This window comes from Streptomyces sp. NPDC085596 (genome assembly GCF_044541565.1).
Taxonomy (GTDB): Bacteria; Actinomycetota; Actinomycetes; order Streptomycetales; family Streptomycetaceae; genus Streptomyces.
The window spans coordinates 466,859-492,447 of the sequence record NZ_JBITTC010000003.1; the positions used below are offsets into that span (position 1 = coordinate 466,859).

General features: G+C 72.2%; 24 protein-coding genes. 9 read left to right on the forward strand and 15 right to left on the reverse strand.

What is annotated here, in order from left to right:
• Positions 1–18: 18 nt before the first annotated feature.
• The 3 genes from ACIGA3_RS12130 to ACIGA3_RS12140 all read right to left on the reverse strand — a co-directional run bounded on the left by ACIGA3_RS12130 (position 19) and on the right by ACIGA3_RS12140 (position 2,663).
• Complete coding sequence (locus ACIGA3_RS12130) at positions 19–1,605, reverse strand: FMN-binding glutamate synthase family protein (RefSeq protein ID WP_399713528.1); 1,587 nt, start codon at positions 1,603–1,605, stop codon at positions 19–21.
• A gap of 133 nt (positions 1,606–1,738) precedes the next feature.
• Entirely contained in the window at positions 1,739–1,915 is a 177-nt protein-coding gene (locus ACIGA3_RS12135) for a hypothetical protein (protein ID WP_399713531.1), read from the reverse strand.
• Between the two features lie 103 nt (positions 1,916–2,018).
• Positions 2,019–2,663, reverse strand: a complete 645-nt coding sequence (locus ACIGA3_RS12140) for a superoxide dismutase (protein WP_399713534.1) — start codon at positions 2,661–2,663, stop codon at positions 2,019–2,021.
• A gap of 107 nt (positions 2,664–2,770) precedes the next feature.
• On the opposite strand from ACIGA3_RS12140, the gene ACIGA3_RS12145 reads away from it, so the two are divergent.
• Positions 2,771–3,496 (forward strand): precorrin-8X methylmutase, encoded by a 726-nt coding sequence (locus ACIGA3_RS12145; protein ID WP_399713536.1) that lies wholly within the window; start codon positions 2,771–2,773, stop codon positions 3,494–3,496.
• Between the two features lie 81 nt (positions 3,497–3,577).
• On the opposite strand, the gene ACIGA3_RS12150 is transcribed toward ACIGA3_RS12145, so the two are convergent.
• From ACIGA3_RS12150 to ACIGA3_RS12170, 5 genes are all read right to left on the reverse strand, one after another.
• Complete coding sequence (locus ACIGA3_RS12150) at positions 3,578–3,808, reverse strand: antitoxin (protein ID WP_399713539.1); 231 nt, start codon at positions 3,806–3,808, stop codon at positions 3,578–3,580.
• Between the two features lie 67 nt (positions 3,809–3,875).
• Positions 3,876–4,691 (reverse strand): maleylpyruvate isomerase family mycothiol-dependent enzyme, encoded by an 816-nt coding sequence (locus ACIGA3_RS12155; protein ID WP_399713540.1) that lies wholly within the window; start codon positions 4,689–4,691, stop codon positions 3,876–3,878.
• Positions 4,692–4,918: 227 nt separating this feature from the next.
• A complete protein-coding gene (locus ACIGA3_RS12160; protein WP_399713543.1) occupies positions 4,919–5,080 on the reverse strand; it encodes a hypothetical protein in 162 nt (53 codons plus the stop codon).
• 16 nt (positions 5,081–5,096) lie between these two features.
• Positions 5,097–6,056 (reverse strand): NAD(P)H-quinone oxidoreductase, encoded by a 960-nt coding sequence (locus tag ACIGA3_RS12165; protein WP_399713545.1) that lies wholly within the window; start codon positions 6,054–6,056, stop codon positions 5,097–5,099.
• 106 nt (positions 6,057–6,162) lie between these two features.
• Positions 6,163–6,747, reverse strand: coding sequence for a TetR/AcrR family transcriptional regulator (locus ACIGA3_RS12170; protein ID WP_399713547.1), 585 nt, complete (start codon positions 6,745–6,747; stop codon positions 6,163–6,165).
• A gap of 96 nt (positions 6,748–6,843) precedes the next feature.
• On the opposite strand from ACIGA3_RS12170, the gene ACIGA3_RS12175 reads away from it, so the two are divergent.
• Positions 6,844–8,088: an NADH:flavin oxidoreductase/NADH oxidase family protein gene (locus ACIGA3_RS12175; RefSeq protein ID WP_399713550.1), complete on the forward strand. Its 1,245-nt coding sequence runs from the start codon at positions 6,844–6,846 to the stop codon at positions 8,086–8,088.
• 120 nt (positions 8,089–8,208) lie between these two features.
• Here the strand turns inward: ACIGA3_RS12175 and ACIGA3_RS12180 are convergent, their stop codons facing one another.
• The 4 genes from ACIGA3_RS12180 to ACIGA3_RS12195 form a co-directional block, all read right to left on the reverse strand.
• Positions 8,209–9,801, reverse strand: a complete 1,593-nt coding sequence (locus ACIGA3_RS12180; protein ID WP_399713551.1) for a succinic semialdehyde dehydrogenase — start codon at positions 9,799–9,801, stop codon at positions 8,209–8,211.
• A gap of 15 nt (positions 9,802–9,816) precedes the next feature.
• Positions 9,817–10,743 (reverse strand): acetoacetate decarboxylase family protein, encoded by a 927-nt coding sequence (locus tag ACIGA3_RS12185; RefSeq protein WP_399713554.1) that lies wholly within the window; start codon positions 10,741–10,743, stop codon positions 9,817–9,819.
• Between the two features lie 89 nt (positions 10,744–10,832).
• On the reverse strand, positions 10,833–11,810 hold the full coding sequence (locus ACIGA3_RS12190) for an alpha/beta hydrolase (protein ID WP_399713557.1): 978 nt from the start codon (positions 11,808–11,810) through the stop codon (positions 10,833–10,835).
• A gap of 189 nt (positions 11,811–11,999) precedes the next feature.
• Complete coding sequence (locus ACIGA3_RS12195) at positions 12,000–12,602, reverse strand: TetR family transcriptional regulator (protein WP_399713560.1); 603 nt, start codon at positions 12,600–12,602, stop codon at positions 12,000–12,002.
• A gap of 98 nt (positions 12,603–12,700) precedes the next feature.
• Here ACIGA3_RS12195 and ACIGA3_RS12200 point away from each other — a divergent pair, with 98 nt between their 5' ends.
• A complete protein-coding gene (locus ACIGA3_RS12200; RefSeq protein WP_399713561.1) occupies positions 12,701–13,405 on the forward strand; it encodes a type 1 glutamine amidotransferase domain-containing protein in 705 nt (234 codons plus the stop codon).
• Positions 13,406–13,408: 3 nt separating this feature from the next.
• Positions 13,409–14,527: a saccharopine dehydrogenase family protein gene (locus tag ACIGA3_RS12205; RefSeq protein ID WP_399713563.1), complete on the forward strand. Its 1,119-nt coding sequence runs from the start codon at positions 13,409–13,411 to the stop codon at positions 14,525–14,527.
• Between the two features lie 156 nt (positions 14,528–14,683).
• On the opposite strand, the gene ACIGA3_RS12210 is transcribed toward ACIGA3_RS12205, so the two are convergent.
• Both ACIGA3_RS12210 and ACIGA3_RS12215 read right to left on the reverse strand, forming a co-directional pair.
• On the reverse strand, positions 14,684–15,397 hold the full coding sequence (locus ACIGA3_RS12210) for a sirohydrochlorin chelatase (protein ID WP_399713565.1): 714 nt from the start codon (positions 15,395–15,397) through the stop codon (positions 14,684–14,686).
• The gene (locus tag ACIGA3_RS12215; protein ID WP_399713567.1) at positions 15,394–16,551 is read right to left on the reverse strand and encodes a uroporphyrinogen-III synthase; all 1,158 of its coding nucleotides are present in this window, start codon (positions 16,549–16,551) and stop codon (positions 15,394–15,396) included. Before ACIGA3_RS12215 ends, ACIGA3_RS12210 begins: the two co-directional genes overlap by 4 nt.
• Positions 16,552–16,742: 191 nt before the next feature.
• Here ACIGA3_RS12215 and ACIGA3_RS12220 point away from each other — a divergent pair, with 191 nt between their 5' ends.
• Genes ACIGA3_RS12220 through ACIGA3_RS12240 form a run of 5 tightly spaced genes read left to right on the forward strand, consistent with a single transcriptional unit; the run spans position 16,743 to position 24,328 of the window.
• Positions 16,743–18,854: a molybdopterin oxidoreductase family protein gene (locus ACIGA3_RS12220; RefSeq protein ID WP_399713570.1), complete on the forward strand. Its 2,112-nt coding sequence runs from the start codon at positions 16,743–16,745 to the stop codon at positions 18,852–18,854.
• Positions 18,851–20,059, forward strand: a complete 1,209-nt coding sequence (locus tag ACIGA3_RS12225) for an NAD(P)/FAD-dependent oxidoreductase (RefSeq protein WP_399713573.1) — start codon at positions 18,851–18,853, stop codon at positions 20,057–20,059. Before ACIGA3_RS12220 ends, ACIGA3_RS12225 begins: the two co-directional genes overlap by 4 nt.
• On the forward strand, positions 20,056–22,632 hold the full coding sequence (nirB, locus tag ACIGA3_RS12230; protein WP_399713576.1) for a nitrite reductase large subunit NirB: 2,577 nt from the start codon (positions 20,056–20,058) through the stop codon (positions 22,630–22,632). The genes ACIGA3_RS12225 and nirB overlap by 4 nt, the downstream gene beginning before the upstream one ends.
• Positions 22,629–23,003: a nitrite reductase (NAD(P)H) small subunit family protein gene (locus ACIGA3_RS12235; RefSeq protein ID WP_399713578.1), complete on the forward strand. Its 375-nt coding sequence runs from the start codon at positions 22,629–22,631 to the stop codon at positions 23,001–23,003. The genes nirB and ACIGA3_RS12235 overlap by 4 nt, the downstream gene beginning before the upstream one ends.
• A complete protein-coding gene (locus ACIGA3_RS12240; RefSeq protein WP_399713580.1) occupies positions 22,994–24,328 on the forward strand; it encodes an MFS transporter in 1,335 nt (444 codons plus the stop codon). The genes ACIGA3_RS12235 and ACIGA3_RS12240 overlap by 10 nt, the downstream gene beginning before the upstream one ends.
• 237 nt (positions 24,329–24,565) lie before the next feature.
• Here the strand turns inward: ACIGA3_RS12240 and ACIGA3_RS12245 are convergent, their stop codons facing one another.
• Complete coding sequence (locus ACIGA3_RS12245) at positions 24,566–25,492, reverse strand: DMT family transporter (RefSeq protein WP_399713583.1); 927 nt, start codon at positions 25,490–25,492, stop codon at positions 24,566–24,568.
• Positions 25,493–25,589 lie beyond the last annotated feature (97 nt).

Genomic DNA, 25,589 nt, shown 5'->3' on the forward strand with positions numbered 1-25,589 from the left:
GGTACGGGTGCCTGCGGTTCAGCCGGCGAAACGGTCGGGGTCGGCGGCTTTCCAGTCGGCCGCCCAGGCGGCCGGGGGCCGGCAGATCAGCTCGCCGGGGGCCAGCCAGTCGTAGAGCCCGGCGTAGGAGCGGAAGTCGCCGGTGGGGGTGTCGCGGCGGCGCAGCATCTCCGGGCGCAGATCCTTCGGGTCGGTCACACCCATCGCGGCCATGATCTGCTGGGCGCTGCGGACGGTCGCCTCCTGGTAGCGGCGGACCCGGTCGGACTTGTCGGGGACGTCGAGGGCCCGGGCGCGGCGCGGGTCCTGGGTGGTGACGCCGGTGGGGCAGCGGTTGGTGTGGCAGCGCTGGGCCTGGATGCAGCCGACGGCGAACATCATGCTGCGGGCGGCGTTGGTGTAGTCGGCGCCCATGAGCAGCCGCTTGACGAGGTCCGCGCCGGTGGCGACCTTGCCGCTCGCGCCGACCCGGATATGGTCGCGCAGTCCGGCGCCGGTCAGCGCGTTGTGGACGGTGATCAGCCCCTCCGTGAGGGGCATCCCGAGGTGGTCGGCGAACTCCAGCGGCGCGGCGCCCGTACCGCCCTCCGCACCGTCGACCACGATGAAGTCGGGGGTGACGCCCTCGGCCAGCATCGCCTTGCATACGGCGAGGAACTGGGTGCGCGAGCCGGGACAGAGCTTGAACTCGACCGGCTTGCCACCTGCCAGTTCCCGCATCCTGGCCAGGAAGCCGACCAGCTCGCGCGGGGTGTGGAACTCCCGGTGGTACGGCGGTGAGATCACCGTCTCCCCCTGCGGGACGCCGCGCACCTCGGCTATCTCGGCGTTGACCTTGCTGCCGGGGAGGACACCGCCGATGCCGGGCTTGGCGCCCTGGGACAGCTTGAGCGAGACGCACCTGACCGAGGGGTGGGCCGCCTTCTCGGCGAACTGCTCGGCGTCGAAGCCGCCGTCCTTGGTACGGCAGCCGAAGTAGCCCGTGCCGATCTCCCACACGAGGTCGCCGCCGGGGCGCAGGTGGTACTCCGAAAGACCGCCCTCGCCGGTGTCCTGGGCGAAACCGCCGCGCGCGGCACCGGTGTTGAGGGCGAGGACCGCGTTGGCGGAGAGGGAGCCGAAGCTCATGGCGGAGACGTTGAGCAGTGCCATGTCGTAGGGCTGGGCGCAGTCGGGGCCGCCGATCCTGACCCTGGGCGGCGTGTCCGGGGTGTCGACGGGGGCCATCGACGGGACCAGGAACTCGTAGCCCTGCTGGTACATGTCGCGTTCGCTGCCGAAGGGCTCCTCGGCGTCGATGCCCTTCGCCCGCTCGTACACGATGTCGCGGGTGTCGCGGTCGTAGGGGCGGCCGTCGAAGCTGCGCTCGACGAAGTACTGCTGGAGCTCCGGGCGGATCGCTTCGAGGAGATAGCGGGCATGGCCGATCACGGGGTAGTTCCGCAGCACCGTGTGGCGGCGCTGGAGCAGGTCGTAGGTGCCCAGCAGGCCCACGGCGGCGAGGACGCCCGCGGCGAACCACCACCACGGCGACACGAGAACAGCGGCGGACGCCGCGGCCGCGGCACCGATCAGAAGGAGACCCACGGCCCCGAAACGCACCATGCCCTCCCCGATAACCCCTGTCGCGGCTCTCATGCCGCCGTTGGGTAAGGAACGCATGTGAGTTCGAGGCGTGGGTCCCGCCGCCGCTTCCCGGCCGCGCCGAGCGGACGGTCGGCCGCTCGGCGCGGAGGCTTCAGCGTCTGCGGCCGCGGGTCTTCCAGCCGGCGCCTATGCCCGCGACGTGCAGCGCCAGCAGTGCGAGCCCGATCAGCATGACGTTGGTCGAGCTGAAGGTGTCGTTGGTGGAGATGTCCGCCGCGTTGATCAGGAAGGCGATGAAGAACAGGACCGCCGAGATGATGGCCAGCACGATGTGCTCCCCTTCGGATGAGTGAGGTCTTCCGGAACACAGTCCGGATGCCCGGGAAGGGGTGCGTCAGTCACCTCGGACGCCCGTCGAAGGGCTTGTGCCGTCAGTGCTGCGGCAGCAGCATGGCGTCGCCGCGCTCCTTGGCGGCGGCGTACCGCTTGGCGACGTCCTGCCAGTTGACGACCTGCCACATGGCCTCGATGAAGTCCACCTTCTGGTTCTTGTACTGCAGGTAGAAGGCATGCTCCCAGGCGTCGAAGACCAGGACCGGCGTCGATCCCTGACCGACGTTGCCCTGGTGGTCGTAGATCTGCTCGACGATCAGGCGGCCGCTGAGCGGCTCGTAGGCGAGGACGCCCCAGCCGGAACCCTGCGTCGTCGCGGACGCCTTGGTGAGCTGGGTCTTGAAGTTCTGGAACGAGCCGAAGGACTCGGTGATCGCGTCCGCGAGTTCACCGACGCCGTCCTTGCCGAGCGGCTCGCCGCCGCCCTGGCCCGTCATGTTGTGCCAGTAGATCGAGTGCAGGATGTGGCCCGACAGATGGAAGGCCAGGTTCTTCTCCAGGCCGTTGATCGAGCCCCAGGACTCCTTGTCCCGCGCCTCCGCCAGCTGCTCCAGAGTGTCGTTCGCGCCCTTGACGTACGCGGCGTGGTGCTTGTCGTGATGCAGCTCGATGATCTCGGGGCTGATCACCGGGGCGAGCGCCGCATAGTCGTACGGGAGCTCAGGGAGCGTGTACACCGCCATGGTCAACGTCCTCCGACATAATTGCGAGTGATGTGCAGTTGCACGCTATCAGCGACAAGGTGCCCCGCTGATCCGGCATCAGCCCTAGGACTTGTATGCTCACCGCCATGTCCGTGGCTGCCTCCGACCGCATCCGGACGCCGGGCGGAGACGACCTCTTGAGTCACCAGCCGGACAAGAGCAGCGAGAAGGGCAGCACGGTGAGTCCCCACGCCTACGAGAAGGACGGGGCGGCCATCTACCGCCGGTCCTTCGCCACCATCCGCGCGGAAGCGGACCTCACGGGTCTTCCGGACGACATCGGCCAGGTCGCGGTCCGCATGATCCACGCCTGCGGAATGACCGACCTCGTGCGGGACTTGGCGTACACGCCTCAGGTGGTGGCCCGCGCCCGCGAGGCCCTGCGCGCCGGTGCGCCGATCCTGTGCGATGTGCGGATGGTGGCCAGCGGTGTGACACGCAAGCGGCTGCCGGCCGACAACGAGGTGCTCTGCACCCTGTCGGACCCGGCCGTTCCGGAGCTGGCCGCGAAGCTCGGCACCACGCGCAGCGCCGCCGCGGTGGAGCTGTGGCGCGACCGGCTCGAAGGCGCGGTCGTCGCCGTCGGCAACGCGCCCACCGCTCTCTTCCGGCTGCTGGAGATGATCGAGGAGGGCGCTCCCCGCCCCGCCGCCGTCATCGGTGTCCCCGTCGGCTTCGTGGGCGCCGCCGAGTCGAAGGACGCCCTGGCCGGGCATCCGGCGGGACTGGAGCACCTGATCGTCCGCGGCCGGCGCGGAGGCAGCGCCATGGCCGCCGCCGCGCTCAACGCGATCGCCAGCGAGGAGGAGTGAGCAGCGGGCACGGACAGCGAAGGGCGGGAGACGCGCGCGGCGTCTCCCGCCCTCGGTGTTCCCGTACCGTTCGCAGGCCGGTCAGCGTTCGGGGGTGCCGTCGCCTCCGGTCGCGCCGTGGCTCCCGGCCGTGCCCTCGCTCCCGTAGGAACGGCGGATGGCGTCGGCGGCCTTGTCGGTCTGGGAGTCGTACTTGTTGCCCGTACGCTCGTCGATCAGTCGTTCGACGCTCTCCACGCCCTTGTCGGCCTGGTCAGGGTGGCCCTTGGCCAGGTCCTTGGCCTTGTTCGCCAGATCCCCGAACTTGCTCATGGGAAGCCTCCTGCGTTCAGTGCGTACGTCGTTCCCGGCTACGCCTACCCGCCGATTACCCCCTGAATCAGGGCGCTTTGAACAGCGTGGGGAAGCGGGGCGCGAGCCAGGGTTTGCGGCCCCAGGCGAGCACGCCTCCGCGTGCCATGGCCTGCCACGGGCCGAGGCGTCCCAGCGCGATGAGGAGGAAGGTCACCGGCTCGGTGAGGACGGTGCAGTCCGCGCGCTCCGGCGGGCCGGGGAGCACCTCGACCGTGCCGTCGGTGAAGGTGACGCCGAATGACTCACCGCCCCGGACGCGCAGGGTGTAACGGGCCGTCAGCGTGGAGGGCGCGACGGCGACGCGCGGCATCGCCGCCTTCAGGAACGGCAGGCACAACCGCACCCGCGTCGGGTCGATCATGTGCGGACGGCCCACCCCGCGTGCGAGGTCCCAGCCGTGGCCCAGCATGTGGGTCAGCAGGTACGAGGCGAGCACGTCCTTGCCCATGGGGCCCAGCGGGGTCAGCAGCGTCCGGTCCGGCTCGGCTCGGTCCACCGCGTCCAGGAACGCTTCGGCCTGCTCCACGATCATCGCGGCCAGCGGTTCCGCCGCGCGCTCGGGGAACTCCGTGAGGCTCCGCGCGTTGGCCGCCGCGAGGCTCTGCGGTGTGCCGTCGCCGTAGGGGCGTTCCTGTCCGGCCGCGAGTTCGGCCATCAGCCCGTTGGCCAGGGCCAGATGGGCGGCCGTCTCACCGACGGTCCACTCCAGCCCGGGTACGGGAGCGGTCGTGTCCGTCGCGCCGTCCAGGAGCGCGGCGATGGCCTCGGCGGTCTCCCGTATCGCCCGGCCGAGCCCCTCGGGCAGGGAATCCCTGGTGCCGGTCTCCGTTCCCCGCTCCACGCCGCTCGCTCTCCTCATGTCCGCGTGATCATGTACTCGTCGCGCGGTACGAAACCAGACCGGCCTGCTCAGGACAAGAGGCGTGGCGTTGGCAGGAGCCGTGGGACCGGCCCTCGCTCCTGGGCCGGTCCCGCCGATCGCCGGCTCAGCACCTTCCGGGAATCCTGCCGAACAGACCCCGCCTCGCCCTGACTTGGCGTGTGGCGGCGATCCGGCGCAGGACGTCGTCACGCGACGCCGGGTGGGGAGTCGAGGGCGGCGTGCACGGTGACCCCCGCGTCGAGCAGGGCCTGCACGATCCAGCCCGCGACGTAGCCCGTGGCACCGGTGACCAGCACCGGGGCGCTCGTGTCGACGGGCAGGTCACCGAGATCGACGTGGGTGTCCATGGGGTGCTCCCTCGCGCTACTCGTTCACCAGGAGGATCTTGCCGACGTGGCCGCCCACCTCCATCAGCCGGTGTGCCTCGGCGGCCTCGGACATGGGCAGGCGCTGGTCGATCACGAGGCGTACGGCGCCGCTCTCGATCATCGGCCAGACCGCGTCCTGTACCTGGGCGATGATCTCGGCCTTCTGCTCCTTCGACCGCGTGCGAAGGGTCGTGCCGTGCACGGACAGGCGCTTGAAGACCAGCTCCGCCAGGTTGAGGTTGGCCTCCAGGCCGTCCTGGAGGCCGATGAGCACCAGGCGTCCGTCGGGGGCGAGGGAGCGCACGTTGCGCTCGAGGTAGCTGCCACCGACGACGTCCAGGATCACGTCGTAGGGGCCGTGTTCGGCGAAGTCCTCGGTGCGGTAGTCGATCGTGACGTCGGCGCCCAGCTCCCGTGCGCGGGCGGCCTTCTCGGGGCCGCCTGCCGTGGTGACGACCCGGGCTCCCAGCGCCTTGGCGATCTGGATGGCGAAGGTGCCGACGCCGCCGGCGCCGCCGTGCACAAGGAGGGTCTCGCCCTTCTCGAGGTGGGCGGTCATGACGATGTTGGACCAGACGGTGGCCACCGCTTCGGGCAGACCGGCCGCCTCGACCAGGCCGATGCCCTCGGGCACAGGGAGCAGCTGCCCCTCCGGGACGGCGACCTTCTGCGCGTAGCCGCCTCCCGTGAGCAGCGCGCACACCTCGTCGCCCACCTGCCGGCCGGTCACGCCCTCACCGAGGGCGCTGATACGGCCCGAGACCTCGAGACCGGGGTACGGCGAGGTGCCCGGCTGGAGGGGGTACAGACCGTAACGCTGCATGACGTCCGCCCGGTTGAGGGCGCTGGCGACGACGTCGACGACGACTTCACCGGCGGCGGGCGTCGGGTCCTCGACGTCCACCCACTCCAGGACCTCGGGACCGCCGGGCTCCTTGATCGACACTGCCTTCATGACGCTCCGCTCAGAGAAGTGCGGGCTCTCCCGCCCGCATGTTTACAGCACACACATTAGGCATCGAGTGTGTGCACTGTCAACATGGCCCGGCGTAGTGCAGCTCCTACCGCGCCGCCGACGCGCTGAACAGCGCCTGCACCGCCGCGCGGACCTGGGCGTCCACCACCTCCGGCGTCGAGGAGTCGAGCTTGCCGTCCAGGTGCAGGAAGGCCAGGCCGTGGACGAGTGCCCACACCGTGGTGGACAACGCGTCCGGGTCGACGCCGGGGAAGACGGCGTGCACGATGCCGCGGACGTACTCGGAGATGGCAGCGGTCGCCGCGACCCGCTCCTCGCTGTTCGGATCGCACGGCTCGGCGAACATCACCCGGAACATCGCGGGCCGGTCGAGCGCGAACCGCACGTACGCGACGGCGACCGAGGCGAGCTCGTCCGGGGTCCGGGGCTCGGGGTGGGCGGCGCCCAGGTATTCGGCGAGTTCGCGATACCCCTCGGCGGCGACCGCGGAGACCAGGGCGTCGCGGTCCGCGTAGTGGCGGTAGGGGGCCGTGGCCGACACGCCCGCCCGCCGCGCCACCGCGCGCAGCGACAGCCCGGCACTGCCGTCCTCCTCCAGCAACTCCCGCGCGGCACGCAGGCAGGCCGCGCGCAGATCGCCGTGGTGATACGAGCTGCTCGCTTGCGGCATAGGTCACACTCCTTGAAGTTTACGGCGCTTACATTTCTGGCTTAATGTGAACGCTGTACACATTGTAAGCGATGGAGATCGAGAGGGGAAAGCAGGATGACCAGCGAACTGTTCTCGCCGTTGTCCCTGCGCTCCGGGCAGGTACTGCGCAACCGGATCGCCAAGGCGGCCATGGAGGAGAACATGGCCGCAGACGGCCAATTGCCCGGAGCCGAGTTGTCCGGCCTGTACCGGCGCTGGGCCGAGGGCGGTGCCGGACTGCTGATCACGGGCAACGTCATGGTCCACGCCGAGGCGCTGACCGGTCCGGCCGGTGTCGTCCTCGACGAGGCCGCGCCGCTGGAGCCGTTCGCCGAGTGGGCGAAGGCCGGCAAGGCGGGAGGCGGGGCGATCTGGATGCAGATCAACCACCCCGGCCGCCAGATCGGCTCCGACATGCCCGGCGTCGTCTGGGGCCCCTCCGCGGTCGGCGTCGACCTGGGCAAGCACAGCAGCCGCTTCGGCCGCCCGGTCGCCATGACCGCCCAGCAGATCGAGGAGACGGTCACCCGGTACGCGGTGACCGCCCAGCGCGCGGAGCGGGCGGGCTTCGACGGGGTCGAGGTGCACGCGGCGCACGGCTATCTGCTCTCGCAGTTCCTCTCCCCCCTGGTCAACAAGCGCACCGACCAGTGGGGCGGATCGCTGGAGAACCGGGCCCGGATGCTGCTGGACGTGGTCCGCGCCGTACGGGTCGCCGTCTCGCCCTCCTTCGCGGTCGCGGTCAAGCTCAACTCCGCCGACTTCCAGCGCGGTGGCTTCGACGCGAACGACGCGCGCCAGGTGATCGAGATGCTCGCGCCGCTCGGGGTCGACCTGGTCGAGCTGTCCGGCGGCAGCTACGAGAGCCCGGCGATGTCCGGCCGGGCGGCCGACGCGCGCACTCAGGCCCGCGAGGCGTACTTCCTCGACCTGGCGAAGGACCTGGTCGGGTCCAGCCCGCTGCCGCTGATGCTGACCGGTGGCATCACCCGGCGCGAGACCGCCGAGCGCGTCCTCGACAGCGGCGTGGCGGTCATCGGGATGGGCACCGCCCTCGCGGTCACCCCGGATCTGCCGGAGCGCTGGCGCTCCGGTGGCGAGGCCGAGCGGCAGCTCCGGCCGGTGACCTGGTCGGACAAGGCGCTCGCCTCGGCGGCGAGCATGGCGCAGGTCCGCCACCAGATGCGCCGGATAGCCCGCGGCAGCCGCCCCACGCCCGGCACCCACCCGGCGGTCGCCCTCCTGGCCGAGCGCGGCAAGCAGCGCAGGGCGCTGCGCCGCTATCGCGCGTGGCTGGGCACGACGAGGGGCGCCGCGTAACACGGCGCGGAAGGGGCGCCCCGGGTACTCGGGTACCTGGGGCGCCTCTTCGGTTGCCCGTCTCCCGCAACGCGGGCGGCGCGGCTCCGTCGGGAGCCGCGCCGCCTGTTTTCGGGTGTCTCAGCGGGAACCGACCGCCTTGAGCACCTTCAGCGCGCCGGTCAGCAGGGCCGCCCAGGTCTCGGGCGGGATGCTCTTCGGCGGGGTGAACCCCTGGACGCGCTGGTGGGCGACGTTCTGGGCCTCGGTGTACTTGAGGATGCCCTCGGCTCCGTGGCGGCGGCCGAGCCCGGAGTCGCCCATGCCGCCCATCGGCGCGTCGACACTGCCCCACGCGGCGGCGAACGCCTCGTTGACGTTGACGGTGCCCGCGTGCAGCCGGGCCGCCACGGCACGGCCCCGCGAGGAACTGCGGGACCAGACGCTGGCGTTGAGGCCGTACGGCGTGGCGTTGGCCCGCGCGACCGCCTCGTCGTCGTCGCGTACGGGGTAGATCGAGACCACGGGGCCGAACGTCTCGTGCTCGCACAGCGTCATGTCCGGGGTGACGTCGGCGAGGATCGTCGGCTCGTAGAACAGCGGTCCGAGATCCGGACGCGCCTTGCCGCCCGCGAGGACCCGCGCCCCCTTGGCCACGGCGTCGTCGACGTGCTCGGTGACGGTCTTCAGCTGGGCCTCGGTGGTGAGGCTGCCGACGTCCACGCTGAAGTCGTACGCGGCGCCCACCACGAGGTTCCTGGCCCGCGCGACGAACGCGGCCACGAACGCGTCGTGGACCGACTCGGCCACGTACAGCCGCTCGATGGAGACGCAGAGCTGGCCCGCCGAGGGGAAGCACGCGGCGACGGCGCCGTCCGCGGCCTTCTCGATGTCGGCGTCGTCCAGGACCAGCATGGCGTTCTTGCCGCCGAGTTCGAGGGAGGCGCCGATGAGCCGCTCCCCCGCGTCCCGCGCGATCTTCCGGCCGCTGGCGGTGGAGCCGGTGAACATCATGTAGTCGGCGCCCGCCATCAGCGCGCCGCCGATGGAACTGCCCCGCCCGATCACCATCTGCCAGACACCGGAGGGCAGTCCGGCCTCCCGCATCAGCTCCAGCGACCACAGCGCGGTGAGCGCGGTCTGGGTGTCCGGCTTCTGGACGACGGCGTTGCCCGCCATCAGCGCCGCGATCGCGTCGCTTGCGGCCATGCTCAGCGGGTAGTTCCAGGGCGAGATGACCGACACCACGCCCTTGGGGTGCCGCAGTTCGGTGGTGTGGGTGAGCAGCGGGATCGCGCCCCGGCGCCGCTTGGGCGCGAGGTACCGGGCGCCGTTGCGGGCGTAGTACCGGGACACGATGGCGATGTCCACGACTTCGAGGAACGCGTCCCGGCGGGTCTTGCCGTTCTCGGCCTGCATCAGGTCCAGCGCCTCTTCCTGGCGGGCGAGGACCAGGTCGTGGAAGCGCAGCAGGATCTTCTTCCGCTCGCTCAGCGGCGTGGCGGCCCAGCCCCGCTGAGCGACGCGGGCCCGGGCGAAGGCGTCCTCGACGTCGGCGGGCGTGGAGACCGGGAGGTCGGCCAGGGGTACGCCGGTGTAGGGGGCGTTGGTGGTCACGCGCGCCGCGCCGGGCGACGCGCTGACCAGGGTGGCGAGCCGCTCGGTCCGGGCAGGCGTCAGGGACGCTGGCAGTCCGGAGGAGCGGGTGGCGGGGGTGGCGTGGTCGACGGCCATGGCGGTGCTCCTCTCCTACCGGCTGCGGACCGAGGTCGGGACCGGCATGTGCAGGGCGAGCTGGCCCTCGGTCACGACGTCGAACTGGACGGGCCGGATCGGCTTGAGGGAGCGCAGGTCGTCGGCCATCCGGCCCTGTCCGACCTCGAGTTCGACATCACGCGGGACGAGCGCGGTGCCGGACGCCAGCACGTTGGTCTGGCTCAGGGTGGAGTGCCACGCGTCGCCGATCGTGGTGTACGAGGTGAGGGACGCGACGCGCTTGCCGCTCGGGTAGACGGTCTGGGCCGGGGTGAGCGCCGAGAGCGCGAGGTCCGTGCCACCGGAGTCGTTGGCCACGCGCGCGGTGGTGCGCCGCGCGTCGATGTCGACCTCCAGCCCGGTCACCCACTTGGGGAAGCCATAGCCGTCGTGGCCGCGCACCTGGGCGATCTCCGTGCTCACCGGCAGGGAGAGCACGTAGGTGTCGAGGTGCTCGTTCTTGAGGGCGGCGACGAGGTCGAAGAGGCCGAGCCTGCCGTGCCGGGCGGGCTTCACCGCGATGCCGATGGCGGCCTCGGTGTAGAAGTCGATGTCACACACGTCGTACCGGAAGAACATCGCCGAGATTAGGCCGAGTCCGGGCGCGACCTCCAGCGGGGCCAGCTCGCGGGGCAGCCGGGAGCGGATGGCACGGGTGGGCGCGAGCATCGTGAGCCGGGCGGTGGAGATGCGGTAGTAGAAGTTCGGGGTCAGCGTGGGGCCGATCGGGGAGTCGACCCGGGTCTTCGGCAGCTTGCGGAAGAATTCCACGCCGCTGACGCGGGGATCGCGGGCGATCTCGTCGAGGTCGGTCTCCATCCGGTACCGGTCGTACAGACCGCCCTTGGGGACCGGGACCGTACGGCCGCCGAGGTCGACCTTGACTGTTCCCTGCTGCGTTTCCTGCGGGGACGAGGACATGACGCGGCTCCTGAGTCGCATGTTGACGGTGATTACATCAGCGTAGCCACCAATGTAAGCACCGTCAACACATAGCCGCGCGGGCTGCCTCAGTCGTCCTGGTGCAGCGCCGATCCCAGGAAGTCGATGGCGATCTTGCGGGCGATGTTGGCCGCCCGGGTATCGCGCAGGCTGTCCAGGAGCAGGAAGTCGTGGACCATGCCCGCGACCCGGACCGAGGTGACGTCGTTGCCCGCCTCGCGGAGCTTGTTGGCGTACTCCTCGCCCTCGTCGCGCAGCACGTCCGCCTCGTCGGTGATGACCAGCGTGGGCGGCAGGCCCTTCAGCTCCTCCAGCGACGCCTGGAGCGGGGCGGCGTACTTCTCGGTGCGCTGGGACGGGTCGGAGGTGTAGGCGTCCCAGAACCACTTCATGGCGTCGCGGGTGAGGTAGTAGCCCTCGGCGAACTGGTGGTAGGACGGCGTGTCGAAGCCGGCGTCGGTCACCGGGTAGAGAAGGCACTGGGCCTTGAGGTCGATGCCGCCGCGGTCCTTGTTCATCAGCGCGAACACCGCCGACATGCAGCCGCCGACGGACTCGCCGGTGACGGCGATGCTCGAGGTGTCGAGGCCGTGCTCCGCGCCGTGCTCGAGGACCCACTGGCCCACGGCGTAGTTCTGCTCCACCTGGGTGGGGTACTTCGCCTCGGGCGCGCGGTCGTAGACCGGGAAGACGCCCGCCGCGCCCGCGCCGACGGTGAGTTCACGGAAGAGGCGGTCATGGGTCTTGTCGTCGCCGAAGACCCAGCCCGCGCCGTGGATGTAGATCAGCACGGGCAGCGGGCCGGTAACGCCCTTGGGGCGGATGATGCGGGTGCGGACCGTGCCCCACTCGCCGGCGTCCACGTCGACCCACTCCTCGTCGACCTCGGGACGCGGCACGCTGGTGTCGCTCTGCAGGTCGGCGAGGATGGCCCGGCCCTGCTCCGGGGGGACCTCGTAGATCCGGGGGTGCGGATCGGTCGCCTCGGCCAGCTCCTTGGCGGCGGGTTCGAGGTACGGGGTGACGGGCGGCGGGATTTCGGTCATGGCCACTCCTTGGGCTGTTCCGTGGGCTGGGCACGCGAGTGCCTCGTCGCGCGGCGCGTCCGGCCGCTGACGGTGACGGCTACCCCGAGTCGGAGATCACCCACGCGTGCGTCCGCGCCGGAGGTCCCCTCGTCCATGCTTGGGGGCCCGGCCATGGCGCGCAACCGGCCACCACGGGCCCCGCCCGGCTCAGGCGTGCGGGATGTGCACGAAACCGAAGATCTCCCCGACGAGCTCGGCGAGCGACCGGCCCTCGTCGTCCTCGGCCCAGTTCTCCAGGGCGACGTCGAAGCAGGCGAGGGCGGTGTTGACCATGGTCTGCGCCTTCAGCCGGGCGACCGCGTCGCCGGGCTCCGTCCGGGCGGCGATCTCCGGCACGAGCATCCCGGTCCACGCCAGGTGCTTCTCCAGGTACCGGGCGCGCAGGGCCGGGGTCCGGCAGATGACGCGGGTCGCCCGCTTCCAGCGCCCCGCGTCGGCGTCCATCTGCTCGGCCGCGACGACGAAGGTGTCACGCAGGGCGTCCCAGGGCGTGCGCCCGGCGAGATGGCGGCACAGCTCGTCGCGGACCTCCTCGGCGGTGGGGACGCGGTCGCCGAAGACCACGTCCTCCTTGTTGCCGAAGTAGCGGAAGAAACTGCGCGGGGAGATGCCTGCCGCCCGCGCGATGTCGGCGACGGTCACCTGGTCGAAGCCGGACGCGTCGAACAGCTCCAGGGCCGTGTCGGCCAGCGCCTCCGTGACGAGTCGGCGGGTCCTCAGTCGCAGCCCCGGCGTGGTGGTCTCCTTCATACCGAGAGGCTAGCAGTGTCATAGCTGTCACACTGTGCCAGAAATGGCGTACGGTGTTACGTTGGCGATGAAGGTTGGCGATGAAGGGAGAAACAGCCATGACCAAGGTCCTCTTCGTCGTGTCGGCGGCCGATCACTGGACGCTGGACGACGGAACCAATCACCCCTCGGGCTACTGGGGTGAGGAGCTGGCGATGCCGCACAAGATCTTCAGCGAGGCGGGCTGGGAGATCACGATCGCCACACCGGGCGGCAAGCCCCCGACGCTCGACCGACTGAGCATGTCCCGCACGGCGGGCCTGCCCGGCAAGCTCCGCGAGGTCGGCCGATATCTGGAGTCGATCCAGCCCGAACTGGACAGCCCGCGCCCGCTGGACGGCGTCGACCCGGCCGAGTACGACCTGGTCTTCTACCCCGGCGGGCACGGCCCGATGGAGGACCTGGCCTACGACGAGGTCTCGGGCGCGCTGCTCACCCGCGTCCTGCGCTCCGGCAGGCCGCTGGCCCTGCTGTGCCACGCCCCGGCCGCCACCCTGGCCTCCCGGAACGCGGACGGCTCGTGGCCGTTCGCCGGGTACCGGATGACGGGCCTGTCCAACACCGAGGAGAAGCTCAACAGCTTCGGCCGCAAGGCACCTTGGCTGCTGGAGGACCGTCTGCGCGAGCTCGGCGCGGACTACAGCAAGGCCCGGCTGCCCCTGCTGCCGTACGTGGTCGTCGACCGCAATCTGTACACCGGCCAGAACCCCGTCTCCTCCGAACGCCTGGCCAAGCGGCTGGTGTCCGACCTGAGCGGGAGCTGAGCCATGACTCCTGAGCAGAACAACCGCATCCTCCTCCTGGGTGCCACCGGCTACACGGGCGGTCTCGTCCTCGCCGCCCTCCTGCGCCGGGGCGCCCGCCCGGTCCTGGCCGGCCGCAACGCCGCCGCGTTGACAGCCCTCGCCGAACGGCACGGCGGCCTCGACCACGTGCTGGTGGACGCCACCCAACCCGCATCCCTCCGGCGGCACTTGAGACGCGGGGACGTACTCGTCACCACCGTCGGCCCCTTCGAGCGCCTCGGGTACCCGGTCGCCGAGGCCGCCGCCGAGGTGGGCGCCCACTACATCGACTCCACCGGCGAGGTCGGCTTCGTCCGCACCGTGCGCGACCGGTACGACGAGCGCGCCCGGGAGACCGGCGCCGTCATGCTCCCGGCCTTCGGCTACGACTACGTCCCCGGCATCCTCGCCGGAACGCTCGCCGCCCGCCGCGCCGGTGACGCCGTACGCGCCCTGGACATCGGCTACTTCGCCACCGGGCCGCTGTGGCGCGGCATCAGCCAAGGCACGCGTACGACCATGCGCGACGGCCTCACCCTGCCGTCCGCCACCCGGCGCGGGCACCGCCTGGTGGACGAACGCACCGCGTCCCGCGTGCGCGGTTTCGACCTGCGCGGCCACCGGAAGTCCGCCTTCCTGGTCTCCGGCACCGAAGTCCTCTTCCTCCCCCCGGACTTCCCGTCCCTGACCGACCTCACCGTGTACAACGGCTGGTTCCCCGCCCTGAGCCGACCGCTCTCCCTGATCTCGGCGGTGGCGAACACCCTGGTACATCTCCCCGGCGGCCGCCGTCTGGCCGACGCCCTCACCCGCCCCCTGACGTGGGGCCCGGCAGGCGGCCCGGACACCACGGAACGGGCCCGCACCCGGTCCTACGTCGTGGCCGTCGCGTCAACCGACACTCCGGGCCACCCACCGCTGGCCGAGGTCCACTTGGAGGGACCGAGCGCGTACAGCCTGACCGGGGAGCTGATGGCGTGGGCCGCGGAGTCGCTCGTCGGGCGGTCCGGGGGTACGGCGGGGGTGATGGGGCCGGTCGAGGCTTTCGGGCTGGAGACGCTGCAAGAGGCTTGTGCGGGGATGGGGTTGGCGGTTGTGTGACGCCTATTCTCCAGCGCCGCCCGCGTGACGCGGGGCTCCTTGAGGCGAGCCTTGCCGTGGGCGATGTGCCGACCGCCTTCGACGGCGAGATCGCCAGGGCGCTGGACGGTCGCGTGGCACGACCTTCGCAGGGCTGTTGGTGACGAATAGGGCTTCCTAGTGGGCCCAGGCCGGACCGTTCACCTCTGTATGCACCGCCGCCTCGTCGTACCGCCGCAGCACCAGTTCCGCGACCGACGGATGCGTGCCCAGAGGGGCCGAGGTCCAGCGGGCGGCGGTGTCGGTCAGGGTGTGGGCGAAGTGGCCGGGGGCCAGGAGGTGGGTGGCCAGGGACACGTCCGGGTGGGCCGCCCTGTGCCAGGCGGCTATCGCTTCGGCGGGTGTCGGGCCTTCTCCGGAGGCGAAGGACACCGTCACCGGGGCGTTCAGGCGGGTCGCCAGCAGGCGGGCCGACTCCGCCGTGTCCGCCCGCGCGCGGGGGTCGGAGGAGCCGGTGGCGGCGAGGACGACGGGGGACTCGTTCGGTGGGCGGCCTGCTTCCGCCAAGCGGGACGCCAGGGCGTCGGCGAGCAAGGGGGACGGGCCCAGAGCCGGGGTCACGCGTACCGTGCCGGGGTCCGCGTCCGCGAGCAGGGCCGGGAGGTCGGACCGTACGTGGTAGCCGCTGGCCAGGAGGAGCGGGACGGCCACGACCGGGCCGGACAGCGATGCCAGTACCTGCGGCACCGAGGGTTCCACCAGGCCCAGCCAGGCGAGCCGCACTCGTAGGCCGGGGCGCAGGCGACGGACCTCGTCCAGCAGGGCGCGTACCGTGCGCACGCCCTCCGGGTCGCGGGTGCCGTGGGCGACCGCCAGCAGCGTGGCGTTCACCGGGTGCCTCCGTCCGGCTCCGTCGCCAGGCGGTAGCCCCGCTTGGGCACCGTGCGGATCAGGCTCGCGTAGGGGCCCAGCGCCGCCCGTAGGCGCGTCACCGCGGCCTCCACCGCGTGTTCGTCCGCGGCGCGGCCCGGCCATACCCGGCGCAGCAGTTCGGGGCGGCCGACCACCCAGCCGGGACGTTCGGCGAGGGCCCGGAGTACCCGTGCCGAGCCCGGCGTCAGCCAGACCGCCTCCGCCTGAGCGTCATCGCCCAGGAGCAGCGCGTTGCCCTGGAGGATCAGCGTGCGGTCGCCGGCCGGGACCAGGTGGCGGTTGCGGTCGGGGAGCGTGGCGGTGAGGAGGTGGACCATCGCTCCCAGTCTGCCTCGCTCGGGCCAGACCGGCTCCGCGCCCACCTCCAGCAGCGGCCGGGCGCACACCGCGCCCACGCACAGGGCCAGCACGTCCTGCCGCAGCCGCTCCAGAACGGTGTCGTACCGGCCCGCCGCCTCCGCGTGTTCCAGGAAGGAGGTGATGGCGGGCGCGGAGGTGAACAGCAGGGCGTGCACCTCGCCGCGCGCGGTGGCCTCCGCGAGCCGTCGCACCGGCTCGGGGTCCTGCGGTGGCGCCCACCGGTACACCGGGACCTCCACCACCTCCGCGCCGCGCTCCCGCAGCGCCGCCGCCAGCCCCGGCAACGGCGCCCCGTGCTCCTGGACCGCGACCCGCCGCCCCCGCAGATCCCGTGCGAGCAGCCAGGTGCGCAGCTCGTCCACCGCCTCCGAGGCGGGCGAATACGTCTCCGTCGTGCCGCAGGCCCGTACCGCGCCCGTCGCCTTCGGGCCCCGCGAGAGCACCGCGGCCTCGCGGCAGGCGGCGGTGAGGGCGGCGCCGTACCCCCAGCCCTCGGCGGCGCTCATCCAGCCCCGCCAGCCGACGCCGGTGGTCGCCACCACGTAGTCCAGCGGGGCGGCAAGACACCGCTCGGTGGCCGCGCGCAATGCCGCGTCGTCCTCCAGCGGCACGATGCGCAGCGCGGGCGCCTCCATCACCCGCGCTCCGCGCCGGCGCAACAGCGCCGTCAGCTCCTCACGCCTGCGTGTCGCCGTGACGCCCACCGTGAAACCGGTGAGTTCGGCGGCCGTCTCCCTGGTACCGGTCTTCATGCACCGAGGCTGCGGGGGCGTGATTTCACGGCCGTTGCCCGCCGGTCACGTCGCGGTTACCTCAACGGGCTGGCGCGTTACGGAAGATGTCCTCTCCCGCACATCGCTCCGGCGGGCCTGTGCGCGTCCCGTTCCGCACGGGCAACGCGGCCGAGCGCCGGCGGAAACGGTGGCGGGCCAGCCTCGTTGTCATGACCGACACTCACTGCCCGTACTGCTCCCTCCAGTGCGGCATGCGGCTCCATCGGAGCCCCGCCGGAGGGGTGCCCGAGGTCACCGGGCGCGACGAGTTCCCGGTGAACCGGGGGGCGCTGTGCGGGAAGGGGCAGACCTCGGCCGCGCTCCTGGCGCCTGGTGTCCGGCTCACCGCGCCGCTGGTGCGCGACGCGGACGGCCTGCGTGAGGCGTCGTGGGCGGAGGCACTGGACCGGGTCGCCGCGGCGATGGTCGCCACCGACGACGCTCACGGGCCGGACGCGGTGGGGGTGTTCGGCGGTGGTGGGCTCACCAACGAAAAGGCTTACCTGCTAGGCAAGTTCGCCCGGGTGGCGCTGCGTACCGGCTCGATCGACTACAACGGCCGCTTCTGCATGTCCTCCGCGGCCGCCGCCTCGCGCGCCGCCTTCGGTCTGGACCGTGGTCTGCCCTTCCCCCTCGCGGACGTGGCCCGCACCGGCTGCGTGATCCTGGTCGGCGCCAACCCGGCCGAGACAATGCCGCCCGCCGTGCGCTACCTACGGGAACTGCGGGACAACGGCGGCACTTTGGTGGTGGTCGACCCGCGCCGGACCCGTACCGCCGAACTGGCCGACCTCCACCTCCAGCCCCTGCCCGGCACCGATCTGGCCCTGGCGCTCGGTCTGCTCCATCTCGCGATTGCCGAGGGCCACTTGGACGAGGAGTTCATCGCGGCCCGCACCACCGGCTGGGCCGAGGCCCGCGCCGCCGCCATGGCCCACTGGCCCGAACGCGTGGAGGCGCTGACCGGCGTTTCCGTGCCTCAACTGCGCCAAGCCATAGCCCTGTTCACCCGCACCCCGCACTCCATGGTGCTCACCGCGCGCGGACCCGAGCAGCAGAGCAAGGGCACGGCGACCGTCGGCGCCTGGATCGACCTGTGTCTGGCCACCGGCCGGGCCGGACGGCCGCTGAGCGGCTATGGATGCCTCACCGGGCAGGGCAACGGGCAGGGCGGTCGCGAACACGGGCAGAAGGCGGACCAACTGCCCGGCTACCGCTCCCTGGAGGACCCCGAGGCGCGGGCACATGTCGCCGCCGTCTGGGGCGTCGAACCCGGCGCCCTGCCGCACTCCGGGCCGTCGGCGTACGAGCTGCTGGACTCCCTCGGCCGGCCCGGCGGGGTCCGCGCGCTGCTCGTCATGGGGTCCAATCCGGTCGTCTCCGCCCCGGACGCCGCCCGCATCACAGGGCGGCTGGCCGCACTGGACCACCTCGCGGTGTGTGACGTGGTGCTGTCCGAGACGGCGCTGCTGGCCGATGTCGTGCTGCCGGTGACCCAGTGGGCCGAGGAGAGCGGGACCCTCACCAACCTGGAGGGCCGCGTCCTGCTGCGCCGAGCCGCAGTCGCCCCGCCGCCCGGCGTCCGCAGCGACCTGGCCGTACTGCACGGGCTCGCCCAACGCCTCGGCCACACGACGGGGTTCCCCGACGCCCCCGAGGAGGTCTTCGCCGAACTGCGCCGGGCCACCGCCGGGGCGCCCGCCGACTACTCCGGCATCACCTACGACCGCATCACGGCCGAGGACGGCGTCTTCTGGCCCTGCCCGGCTCCCGGCCACCCCGGCACCCCGCGTCTCTTCCTCGACCGCTTCGCCCACCCCGACGGCCGGGCCCGCTTCACCGCGCCGTCCCACCGGCCCGCCGCCGAGGAACCCGACGACGCCTATCCGCTGTACCTGACGACCGGGCGCACCGTCACCCACTACCAGAGCGGCGCCCAGACCCGGCGGGTGCCGGACCTGGCGGCCGCCGCGCCCGGACCGTACGTCGAGCTGCACCCCGATCTCGCCACCGGACTCGGCGTCCGGGACGGGGACCTGCTCACCGTCACCAGCCGCCGGGGCACCGTCACCGCCCCGGCCCGTCCCACCCCCGCCATCCGGTCCGACACGGTCTTCATGCCGTTCCACTGGCCCGGCGAGGGCCGCGCCAACCTGCTCACCAACCCGGCGCTCGATCCCGTGTCGCGGATGCCGGAGTTCAAGGTGTGCGCGGTGCGGGTCGAGAAGGCGGTACTCCCTCGGGCCTGTGCGCCCGCCGCGCCGGTGGCGGTCACCGCGTGAAGTCCCGCCGGATCGCCGTGGTCGGCGCCGGGATGGCCGCCGCACGCCTAGCCCAGCAGCTCCATGCCCACGCCGGACCCACGGAGACGACCCTCTACGGGGCCGAACCCGAATCCCCTTACAACCGCGCCCTGTTGGCCGACGTCCTGGCAGGGCGCCACCGTGCCGACACGCTCGCGCTGCCCACCGGGGACGCAAAGGTCCACACCGGGACCGAGGTGGTCGCCGTCGACGTCCGGGGCCGCGCCCTCACCCTCGCCGACGGCAGCCGCGAGACCTACGACGACCTGGTCCTCGCCACCGGCGCCGAACCCGTGCTGCCGCCGCTGCCCGGCCTCTCGGACGCGAAGGGCGTGCACACGCTGCGCTCCCTCACCGACTGCGCCCGCCTCTCCCGTGACGCGGGCACCGCCACCCGCGCCGTGGTGATCGGCGGCGGCGTACTGGGCGTCGGTGCCGCCCACGCCCTCGCGGCCCGAGGTCTGCCCGTGCACATCGTCCACCAAGGCCCCCACCTGGTCGAACGTCATCTCGACAGCCTGGCCGGCGCCGCCCTGCGCACCGCGCTGGCCCGCCTCGGCGTCAGGGTCCACCCCGGCGAACACGCCCCTGCCCTGGACGGCGGCCCCGGCGTCACCCTGACGAGCGGCCACCGCCTCGACGCCGACCTCGTGGTCCTCACCTGCGGGGTGAGCCCCCGCACCGGCCTCGCCCGCGCCGCCGGACTGCCCGTACGGCGTGGCGTCATCGTCGACGACACCCTCGCCTGCGCCCCGCACACCTACGCCATCGGGGACTGCGCCGAACACCGTGGTGCGCCGTACGGCCTGGCCACGACCGCCTGGGAGCAGGCCGACGTGCTCGCCGCCCGGCTCTCCGGCGCCGGCCCCGAGGCGCGCTACACCGGCTCCCGGCCGATGATCCGGCTCACCGCGGGCCCCGTGGAGTACGCCGCGTTCGGCGCGTGTGACGACGCCGCCGAGGAGGGCGCCGACGTGCTGCGCATCGGGGACGCCACTCGCGGCGCCTACAAGAAGCTCGTGCTGCGCGGTGACCGGATCGTCGGCGCGGTCCTCGTCGGCGATCTCACCACGGCGGGCACCCTCACCCGCGCCTGTCTCACCGGCCGGCCCGTCGGGCCCGACCCGCTGTCCCTGCTCACCGCCCCGCTGTCCGTCCGAGCGACCGAGGAGTCCCGCCCATGACCGCCCCCACCCCCCGGCCTCCGAAGGAGCTGGTGCTCGTCGGCCACGGCATGGTCGGCCAGCGCTTCCTGGAGGCGCTGTACGAGCAGCCCGGCGCCGACGCCTGGCACGTCACCGTCCTCGCCGAGGAGCCCCGGCCCGCCTACGACCGCGTCCACCTGACCAGCTGGTTCTCCGGCACCACCGCCGAGGAACTGAGCCTGGTGCCCGCGGGGTTCATGGTTCAGCACGGCATCACCCTCCACCTGGGCGATCCCGTGACCGCCGTCGACCGCGCCGCCCGCACCGTCACCAGCACCTCCGGCCGCGTCCTGCGCTACGACGCGCTGGTGCTGGCCACCGGCTCGTACCCCTTCGTGCCGCCCGTGCCCGGCCACGACACCCCCGGCTGCCATGTGTACCGCACGCTCGAAGACGTACGCGCCATCCGCGAGGACGCCGTGCGCGCCCGTACCGGGATCGTCGTAGGCGGCGGACTGCTCGGCCTGGAGGCGGCCGGCGCCCTGCGCGCCCTCGGGCTGGACACGCACGTGGTGGAGTTCGCCCCGCGGCTGATGGCTCTCCAGGTCGACGAGGGCGGCGGAGCGGTGCTGCGCCGCAAGATCGAGGAGCTGGGCGTGCGCGTGCACACCGGCGCCGGTACCTCCGCCGTCGACTCCGGCGCCGACGGACGTGTCCGCGCCGCACGGCTGTCCGACGGCACCGAACTCCCCGCCGAAATGGTGGTGTTCTCGGCCGGTGTCCGCGCCCGCGACCAACTGGCCCGTGACTGCGGCCTGCCGGTGGGAGAGCGGGGCGGCATCACCGTCGACGCCTCCTGCCGTACCGCCGACCCGCACGTCTGGGCGATCGGCGAGTGCGCCCAGGCGGCCGACGGCCGGGTCTACGGCCTCGTCGCTCCCGGCTACGCGATGGCCGAGGCAGCTGCTCGCCAACTGTGCGACCAAAAGGGCGAGTTCACCGGCGCCGACCTCTCCACCAAGCTGAAGCTGCTCGGCGTCGACGTGGCCAGCTTCGGCGACCCGCACGGCACCGCCGACGGCGCCCTCGACGTCACCTTCACCGACAGCCGCTCCGGCGTCTACAAGAAGCTCGTCATCGGCGCCGACGACACCCTCCTCGGCGGCGTCCTGGTGGGCGACACCGAGGCGCACGGCCTGCTGCGGCCCCTCGCGCTCGCCGGGAGGCCGCTGACCGTACCGCCGGAGCAATTGGTACTGCCCTCCACGCAGGGCAGCTTCTCCGCACCGGAGTTGCCCGACGAGGCGGTGCTCTGCTCCTGCCACAACGTCACTGGGGGTGCCGTCCGCGCCGCCGTGCGGGAGCGGGGGCTCACCGACGTCGCCGAGGTCAAGAAGTGCACCAGGGCCGGTACCGGGTGCGGCAGCTGTCTGAAGGCGCTCACCACCGTGGTCCGGGACGAACTCGCCACTTCTGGTGCCGAGTTGTCCCGTGACCTGTGCGAGCACTTCGCCCACACCCGCGCCGAGCTGTACGAGATCGTCCGGGTCCGGGGCATCACCGACTTCACCACGCTCCTCGACCACCACGGCATCGGCGAGGGCTGTGACGTCTGCAAGCCCGTGGTCGCCTCGATCCTGGCGAGCCTGGGCAACGGCCATGTCCTGGACGGCGAACAGGCCGCCCTCCAGGACACCAACGACCACCACCTCGCCAACATCCAGCGCAACGGCTCCTATTCGGTCGTGCCACGGGTGCCGGGCGGTGAGATCACCCCGGAGAAGCTCATCGTCATCGGGGAGGTGGCCCGCGACTTCGGCCTGTACACCAAGATCACGGGCGGCCAGCGCATCGACCTCTTCGGCGCCCGCGTCGACCAACTTCCCGCCGTCTGGCGTCGCCTGGTCGACGCCGGCTTCGAGTCCGGCCACGCCTACGGCAAGGCGCTGCGCACCGTGAAGTCCTGCGTCGGGCGGACCTGGTGCCGCTACGGCGTACAGGACTCCACCTCACTCGCCATCGAACTGGAGCTGCGCTACCGGGGGTTGCGCGCCCCGCACAAGCTGAAGTCCGCCGTCTCCGGCTGCGCCCGCGAGTGCGCGGAGGCGCAGTCCAAGGACTTCGGGATCATCGCCACCTCCACCGGCTGGAATCTCTACGTCGGCGGCAACGGCGGCACCACCCCGCGCCACGCGGACCTGCTCGCCACCGACCTGGACCAGGCGACGCTCGTCCGCACCATCGACCGGTTCCTGATGTTCTACATCCGCACCGCCGACCGCCTGGAGCGCACCGCGCCCTGGCTGGAACGGCTGGAGGGCGGCCTGGACCATCTGCGTGCCGTCGTGCTGGACGACTCGCTGGGCATCGCGGCCGACCTGGACGACCAGATGGCCCGGCATGTCTCCGGTTACGCGGACGAGTGGGCCGCCGTCCTGGACGACCCCGACCGGCTGCGCCGCTTCACCTCCTTCGCCAACGCCCCGGACGTGCCCGACCCCACGGTCACCTTCGTGCCCGAACGCGACCAGATACGCCCCGCCCGGCCGGGCGAGCACGGGCGCCCGCTCCGGGACCTCGTCCTCACCTCCGCCCAGGAGGCCGGGCGATGACGGATGTCCTGGTCGAGGTGCGGCACGGTGCCCGCTGGGTCCCCGTCCTGCGGTACGCCGATCTCGTCCCCGGCCGTGGTGTGGCCGTACTCCTCGGCGACGATCAGGTCGCCCTCTTCCGTGGCCGGGACGGGCATCTCCACGCCGTGGGCAACCGCGACCCGTTCAGCGGCGCCCAGGTCATGTCCCGCGGCCTGCTCGGCAGCCGGGGAGCCACCCGTGTCGTCTCCTCCCCCATGTACAAGCAGGTCTTCGACCTCAGCACCGGCACCTGTCTCGACGAGCCGACCGCACCCGACGGCACTCCCGCCCGGCTGCCCGTGTGGCCGGTGCGCACCACTCACCCCGAAGGCGGTCCCGCATGCCCGTGACTCACCCCACCAGCTCTCCTGACGTCCGTGAAGCCGCGCCCGCCCTGCGCCGGCTGCTCCCCGGCCGACGCCGCGAACTCACCGACTGGCGCCCCGAGGACCCCGCCTTCTGGCAGACGGGCGGCGCCGGGACCGCCCGCCGCAACCTGCTGTGGTCCGTCCTCGCCGAACACGTCGGCTTCTCCGTCTGGAGCCTGTGGTCCGTCCTCGTTCTCTTCCTCGGCCCCGAGTACGGCATCGACCCGGCCGGCAAGTTCCTCCTCACCGCCCTGCCGACCGCGCTCGGCGCGCTGCTGCGCGTGCCGTACGCCCGCGCCGTGGGCGTCTTCGGCGGGCGCACCTGGACGGTGGTCAGCGCGCTGCTCCTGCTCGTCCCCACGGTGACGACCGCCGTCGTGCTCAAGCCCGGTGCCTCGTACGGCACCCTGCTGCTCACGGCCTGCCTCGCGGGGGTGGGGGGCGGCAACTTCGCCTCCTCCATGGCGAACATCAACGCGTACTACCCGCAGGCCCTCAAGGGCTGGGCCCTCGGCGTCAACGCGGGCGGCGGCAATCTCGGTGTCCCGGCGGTGCAGTTGGCGGGCCTCGCCGTCCTCGCCACGGTCGGCGCCGGGCATCCCCGCCTGCTGGTGCTGCTCTACGTGCCGCTCATCGTCGCCGCCGCGGTGTGTGCCTTCCTCCGGATGGACGACCTGCGCCTGCCCCGGACGCCCGGTCACTTGGGCGTCCTGCTCAAGTGGCGGCACACCTGGCTGATCTCGCTCCTGTACGTGGGCACCTTCGGCTCGTTCATCGGCTTCTCGTTCGCCTTCGGGCAGGTGCTTCAGGTGCAGTTCGCGGACAGGTTCGCCACTCCGGTCAGCGCCGCGTACCTGACCTTCCTCGGCCCGCTGCTCGGTTCCCTCGTGCGCCCGGTGGGCGGCCGCCTCGCCGACCGCTTCGGCGGGGCACGGGTGAGTCTGGCGACCTTCGTGGCGATGGCGGGCGGCGCCCTGCTGGCGCTGGCCGCCTCCCGGGCCCACTCGCTCCCCCTGTTCATGACGGCGTTCACCGCCCTCTTCGTCCTCAGCGGCCTGGGCAACGGCTCGACCTACAAGATGATCCCGGCCCTGTGCCGCACCACCCACGACAGTGAGGCCCGCACCTCGGCCCTCATCGGCTTCGCCGGCGCGGTCGGCGCCTTCGGCGGCGTCCTGGTCAACATCGCCTTCCGCCAGTCGTTCCTGGCGGTCGGCAACGGCGACGCGGCGTACGTCGCGTTCATCGCCGCGTACGTGGTGTGCGCGGGGGTGACCTGGACGGCGTACGTCCGCCGGTCGGTCTGAGTGCGGCCGCTCACAGGAATTCCGCGATGTCTGCAGGTTCCCCGTCGAGCCGCTGCTCGGACCAGATCGTCTTGTCCTGGTGGCTGTGCCGGACGCCCCAGCGGGTGCTGAGGCGCAGGACGATGTAGAGGCCACGGCCGCCTTCGTCGCTGTCGCGGGCGTGCCGCAGGTGGGGGCTGGTGCTGTTGGCGTAGGTGACGCGGGCGGGGCCCGGTGTGCGGTGGCCGGCCTCCGTTTTCAGCGAACTCGTTCCGGGACGGTGGCCGCGTCGTACGTGTTGCCCTGCCCGCTCCGGCCCGGAGTGTCGGGCGTGGGCCGCGTCGACCGGCTCTGGGCGGCACAGGCGGCTGCGCCACAGGTGAGGGCGACGGCTGTGGTGAGGTCGAGGGGCGTGCCTTGCAGGCTCCAGGCAGCGATCACGGAGACCGCGGGGATGAGGGCGAACAGGATCGACGCTCCCCGCGCTCCCCTGTTCCGCACGCAGGCCGCGTAGCAGACCATGCCCAGCGCGCTGGCGAGTACGAGCAGAAGGAGCAGGGCGACGGCGGGCAGGGGGTCGGTGAAGTGCTGCGGGGTGGTGAGGGCGAGCGCGGCGGCCGCCGGGATGGAACCGGTGACCCCGATCGCGGTGAATACGACGGGGTCCACCGCTCGCAGCTTCCTCTCCTGGAGGAGAGAGCCGCCTGACAAGCCACCGAGAGCGACCAGGACGGTGATCAGTCCCGGTCCGACCGACGGATCGGACAGCAGCCGTGGCAGGCAGGCCGTGACCACGCCCACCGTGCCGAGGGCGAGCGCGACGAGTCCCCAGGGGTTCTCGCGCCGATGCAGCACCAGCCGGGCGAGGACCGCGGTGGTGACCGGGTTCATGGCGATCACCAGGGCCGCGACACCCGGCCCCACCCCGTGGGCCATGCCCCAGTAGAGACCGAGGAACTGCACTCCCTGCACCAGCAGCCCGCCGGTGACCGTCCAGGCGAGCACACGTCCGCGCGGCAGCGGAGTCCGCCGCACGGCCACGACGGTCCACATCAGCACGGCGCTGAGCAGGAAGCGCAGCAGGATCAGGAGGAACGGCGTGACATGGCCGAGGGTGAGCGCGCCCAGGGGGTAGCCCAGGGCGTACAACAGGACGGTCAGGGCCGGGAGAAGTCGCTGGAACATGCTTCGACCTCAGCACCGATACCGGACGGCGTGCGTGACCGATCGGGATTCGTGAACAGTCCCCCCTCCGTACGTCGTTCACCGGTGACAATGAGCC